This window comes from Wolbachia pipientis (assembly GCF_023661085.1).
Taxonomy (GTDB): Bacteria; Pseudomonadota; Alphaproteobacteria; order Rickettsiales; family Anaplasmataceae; genus Wolbachia.
This window is the reverse complement of record NZ_JAHDJT010000093.1, coordinates 1-5,662: the sequence shown is the minus strand read 5'-3', so window position 1 is coordinate 5,662 and position 5,662 is coordinate 1. Positions and strand designations below refer to the sequence as shown.

General features: G+C 34.6%; 4 protein-coding genes. 3 read left to right on the top strand and 1 reads right to left on the bottom strand.

Features of this window, described 5'->3' with window-relative positions:
* Positions 1-288: 288 nt before the first annotated feature.
* Positions 289-1,113 carry an oxygen-dependent coproporphyrinogen oxidase gene (hemF, locus tag DM84_RS04565; RefSeq protein WP_250778677.1) on the bottom strand — a complete coding sequence of 275 codons (825 nt, stop codon included), beginning with the start codon at positions 1,111-1,113 and terminating at the stop codon, positions 289-291.
* 114 nt (positions 1,114-1,227) lie between these two features.
* Here hemF and DM84_RS04560 point away from each other — a divergent pair, with 114 nt between their 5' ends.
* From DM84_RS04560 to DM84_RS04550, 3 genes are read left to right on the top strand one after another with little or no spacing between them, the layout of a single operon-like run.
* Complete coding sequence (locus tag DM84_RS04560; protein ID WP_250778675.1) at positions 1,228-3,732, top strand: ATP-binding protein; 2,505 nt, start codon at positions 1,228-1,230, stop codon at positions 3,730-3,732.
* A gap of 56 nt (positions 3,733-3,788) precedes the next feature.
* Positions 3,789-4,631: a ParA family protein gene (locus tag DM84_RS04555; protein ID WP_250778673.1), complete on the top strand. Its 843-nt coding sequence runs from the start codon at positions 3,789-3,791 to the stop codon at positions 4,629-4,631.
* The gene (locus DM84_RS04550; protein WP_250778671.1) at positions 4,628-5,482 is read left to right on the top strand and encodes a ParB/RepB/Spo0J family partition protein; all 855 of its coding nucleotides are present in this window, start codon (positions 4,628-4,630) and stop codon (positions 5,480-5,482) included. The genes DM84_RS04555 and DM84_RS04550 overlap by 4 nt, the downstream gene beginning before the upstream one ends.
* Positions 5,483-5,662 lie beyond the last annotated feature (180 nt).

The window sequence follows — 5,662 nt, the reverse complement described above, 5'->3', positions numbered from 1 at the left end:
AATACTGTAAATTGGCGCTATAATAATTTACTGACGCTTAGTTTAAGCGCGATTTGGCTGAATGTAGAAAAAATGAAAAAGACATGCAGCCGCTATAATTTGATACAATCCGCCAAAAAATACCCTGAGTTTTTTACTGAATTTTGTCATTGAGCCTGCAGATCAAAAACAAGTTTTGAGTCAGAAATACCCTTGTTTTTATAGTAGCAGGACAGACAAAATTTGTCAAGTAGTTTTTTTTCTATTGGATGATGGCTAGTCAAATCATAATGTTCATGCACTTAGGCTCTACAACCACTTAACAAGAGGCGGCATTGACATCATAATTGCATCTGGATTACCATCCGTCATTAAACCAAATCTTGTACCACGGTCATATAGCAGGTTGAATTCTACGTACCTGCCACGCTTTATTAATTGGGCCTCTCGCTGCTTTTTCGTCCAAGGCTTTTGCATATGTTGACGTATTATATGCAAATAGATTTCCAAAAAGGTTTCACCTACTGCTTTTGTAAATTTGAGATCACTTTCCCAGTTGCCAGAATTCAGATTATCATAGAAAATTCCACCAATTCCACGTGGTTCTTTTCTGTGCTGTAAGAAAAAATAGCTGTCACATTGCTCCTTAAATTTTGGGTAATACTCAGCATCAAATTCATCACATGTTGCCTTGATTGATTCATGAATATACTTATAATCTTCCTCATTTCTATATGTTGGAGTAAAGTCCATTCCTCCACCGAACCATTGTTTCGATGTATACATCAGCCTTGTGTTCATATGTGCTGCAGGAATCAGAGGAGATTGCATGTGAGACACTAAAGATATGCCACTTGCCCAAAATTCCCCATCGCTCTTGCTTGCACCAGGAATTTCATTTATAATTGAATCTGCGAATTTTCCATGTACTTTTGAAACATTTACCCCTACCTTTTCAAAAACATTACCATAAATAATTGTAGACTCGCCGCCTCCACCACCTGGACGATCCCATTTTCTTTTTTCAATCTTTGGATCTGTAGATGACTGTTTTTCAATTGACAAAAAAGACTCTACAATTTTATTTCTTAGTGCACAGAACCATTCAAAAGCTTGCATTTTTTGTTCGTTCATAATGTTTTGTCAACAGTACCAATATTCGAGAGATTTAAGTAGTAATTGCTTATCAAAGATGTTAATAATTCTATAATAATTAAATAAATATAATAAAACATTTGTATACGCACAATGAGTAAAAGATACATAGACAGCAAGAAAGAGAACAGGGTTGACTTCATATTGAGGAATTATGGAATGTCAATTATTGCTATGGCAGTCATTATGTTTTTACCTCCAGTAGTAATATCAACACTCTACTTTTTTGATATATATGACCAGCATACTAATATAGAGATTAACCTACTAGTTAGTACTTTAATGACTCTATTTATAGTATATCATGTAAAACGCTATAAATACCTACTTAATATCGTAGAATTTCAAAATGCAATATTTGCAAATGCACTAAATCATAATACAGAATTTTGCCTTATTTTACACAGAGACGATGGCATTGTTTATGCTGACGCAAGGTTCTACGAAAGATTCAAAGATCACATAGATAATGACGTTACATTAGACAAGATTCTTGAAGTAGGAAATATTTCAGAGAAAGATAAAAAGGCGCTACACCACGCGCTGAAAAATAACTCTTCTGTACAGGTGAGCATTACCTTAAACAAGGAAGATAAAATATCTAATTTTCTTTTGCTTTTTGAACCAGTACCAGATAATCCCCAAGTTGTTATAAGTAGTAATAAGGCTCTAAATTTATCATTAGCACCAATAGCAAGACCACATGGGTATTTTGTGTTAAAAGCGACACAGATGAACAAAGAGCAAGTATACGAAGAATTAATAGAAAATCATAATATAGGAACTTACATTGCAAATGCTAAAGGGACAATTTTATCTGTAAATCAAAGGTTTTTAGACATATTTGAACTAAAAAAACTTGAAAGAGGCAGCTCAATCAATGACTTTGTATTTCAATCTAAATATAATAATACAGCAACTGATAATGAAGTTTTGTTTTGTACCGTAAGCGGTATTCCATTTAAGGCTTATATGAGCACTGCTATGTTTTGTGATAAACATCACCATAACTATATATATGGCTTTATTACGCCAGTTGAATCAAACGTTATTGATTATCAATTACACCCATGTTTTACAAATTCATCAATTGCGATTGCACAGTGCGATGTAAACGGTAACTTCATAAAAAAAAATACAGCGCTAATAAAGCTTGCAGGACCAGATAACAATTCGATCTTTACACTGATATCAGACGACTATCATATGAAAATACGTGAGTATTTTTCTAGTAATAGAATAAATAACGCATCCTTTGATGTGCAGCTCAGCAACAACGATAATATGAAGATATATTTCAATAAGTTTCTTCATAATAGAATGATGTTCATACTCTGCTATTTTGTCGATAACACTGAGCATAAAAATCTTGAGATAAAACTTGAGCATTATCAAAAAATGCAAGCTATAGGACAGCTCGCAGGCGGTATTGCGCATGATTTTAACAATATACTAACCGGAATAATAGGATTTTGTGATTTGCTTTTGCTTCAGCACTCAGCTAGTGATCCATCTTTTGGAAATATAATACAAATACAGCAAAATGCTAAACGTGGATCAAATTTAGTTAAGCAGCTGCTTGCTTTCTCAAGAAGGCAGACAATGCAACCAAAAATTATTGATGTAAACAGCGCGATAACTAATCTTTATGAAATGATAAAAAGGTTAATAGGCGAGAATATAAAATTCACTGCTTATTACGGTAGAGATTTGGGTATGGTGAGGGCTGATCAAGGACAATTAGAGCAAGTTATACTTAACTTAGTAATAAATGCCAGTGCTGCCATGGAAAAGGGCGGAGAACTAACCATACGAACTTTTAATAAAAAGATCAATTCATTAAATTCTACACCTAAGAATATGTTTTCTCCAGACAAAGAAGCGATTGAACATGGAAATTATGTTGTAATTGAAGTAATCGATACAGGATGTGGAATGACGCATGATACAATCCAAAAAGTATTTGACCCATTCTTTTCTACTAAAGATATTACCTCTGGTACAGGTCTTGGTCTTTCCACTGTATATGGTATTATTAAACAAACTGAAGGATATATCTATGTTGCTAGTGAGATAAATCACGGAACTAAATTTAGCATATTTTTGCCTATGGTTTACATATCAGATGAAAACCATAGAGAGGAAAGCAGCGAAGAAGTAGAGAAACCAGTAGTAAGTGAAGTTAAAAGTAATGGTACAATCTTATTGATCGAAGATGAAGATTCAGTAAGAGAATTCACTACTAAAGCATTACAAAGAAAAGGGTTTGATGTAATAGAGGCTAGCACGGGCAACAAGGCATTGGAGATGATAATCGAAAAAAGTTTATACATAGATCTAATAATCACTGATGTGATTATGCCAGAAGTTAGCGGTCCAGAGATAGTTAAAGAAGCCCTAATTCACAGACCAGGTATCAATGTCATTTTTATTTCTGGATATGCGGAAGATGCGTTTTTGAAGAATGACACCATTAATGTGGAAGATTTCCACTTCTTACCAAAGCCATTTACCCTAAATGAATTGGGAAACAAAGTGCAAAGTGTGCTACACAAAGAAAAAAACAGTTTAATTTTAGGTAACAAAAAAATTTTCTAATGCAAAAATTTCTAGCATATATACAATAGAGTTATTTTATACGTAAGATAAAAGGCGTGAGCAAGGTTATTGCAATAGTAAACCAAAAGGGTGGAGTTGGTAAAACTACAACTAGTATAAACTTATCGACGGCCTTTGCTGCTGTAGGAAAAAGTACTTTATTGGTAGATCTTGACCCTCAAGGAAATGCTAGCACCGGGCTTGGGATTTCTTATCGTAGCAGGGAAGAAAAAAACATATATAAAATATTACTAAGCAGCGAAAATAAACTGATAGGATCAGCAATTTTTGGCATAAAGGAAATTCCAAATTTGTCGCTAATTTCGTCAGTGGTTGATTTATCAGCTGCAGAAATCGAATTATCACAGCTTGAACGAGGAAAATTTGTTCTAAAAAGCGCATTAGAAAAAATACGTGATAATTATGAGTACATAATTATTGATTGCCCTCCATCACTTGGTTTGCTCACCATTAATGCCTTGACCGCTGCCGATTCTATCATTGTTCCTCTTCAGTGTGAATTTTTTGCTCTGGAGGGACTGAGTCATCTAGTTAAAACTGTGGAGCTAATAAAAAGGAATAACTTAAACCCTTGCCTGGTAATAGAAGGGATATTGCTCACAATGTATGATAAGCGCAACAAGCTTAGCGAACAGATTAAAAATGACATTTGTCAGTATTTAAATGACAAAGTGTATAAAACTATTATTCCACTGTATGAGACCATCATTCCGCGTAATGTAAGATTATCGGAAGCACCTTCCCATGGCAAACCCGCTATTGTATACGATCTTAAATGCCCTGGCGCACAAGCATATATAAATTTAGCCAAGGAAATTTTGAGGAAGCATGCAAGCAGCTGCCAAGAGAAGAAGCTGGTGAGCGAGGGTATAGTATGAAAGATGATAGGCGCCTGGGCAGAGGTCTTGCTGGTCTTATAGGTGATAATTATGATAATAAAAAAGATCGGCAAGAGTATTTACCTATTTCACTACTGCACCCAAGCAAATTCCAGCCACGAAAGCACTTTGATGAAGAATCACTAAAAGAACTCGCAAGTTCAATAGAGAAAAATGGTATTATACAACCTATCGTAGTGCGTAAAGACTCAAATAATGACGGTTATGAAATAATAGCTGGGGAACGTCGTTGGCGAGCAAGCAAGATTGCAAACCTCGATAGTGCGCCAGTCATTGTAAAAGATTTGACCGACAAGGAGTGCTTGGAATTATCCATTATTGAGAACATACAAAGGCAAGATATAAACCCAATAGAGGAAGGTGAGGCATACAAAAAACTGATAGATGAGTTTTCTTATACACATGAAGAACTAGCCTCAACTGTAGGCAAAAGCCGCAGTCACATAACCAATATGATTCGGATGTTGTCGCTCCCTGGCAGTGTGAAAAAAATGATCAATGAAAAAAAATTGTCTATGGGCCATGCAAGAGCATTGATTAATGTTGAAAACGCAGAAAGCATTGCAGAAAAGATAATTTCCCAAGGCTTGAACGTTAGACAAACTGAAAAATTGATAAAAGACTTACATCAAAGTAGTGATAAAAAAGAACAAAAATATACTCAAAATCAGGATATAGCAGCAATAGAGGGCGCTATATCTTCTCAGCTTGGCTTAAAGATCAAAATTAATGACAACAATTCCAAGGGTAAAGTTATGATAAGGTATAATAACCCAAATGAATTGGATTTAATATTAAAGATTTTGAATAGGAAACTTGAGTACCAGTAAAGCAAATACAATTATTGGCATCATCCAAGCAGCTAATGTAGAAACAAAAAAAACTACTTGACAACTTTTGCCAATTCCATTATCATAAGGTTAAAGCTATTTGTTTACTTCCCAATCTATACAGGCTAAAATGACAAGAGAACTTGTATTTGGCGTACTATTGTTTAATTTTTCGCACTA

Coding starts and splice junctions, on each gene's coding strand:
- hemF (WP_250778677.1), bottom strand. CDS start 1,113: ATGAACGAACAAAAAATGCAAGCTTTTGAATGGTTCTGTGCACTAAGA.
- DM84_RS04560 (WP_250778675.1), top strand. CDS start 1,228: ATGAGTAAAAGATACATAGACAGCAAGAAAGAGAACAGGGTTGACTTC.
- DM84_RS04550 (WP_250778671.1), top strand. CDS start 4,628: ATGAAAGATGATAGGCGCCTGGGCAGAGGTCTTGCTGGTCTTATAGGT.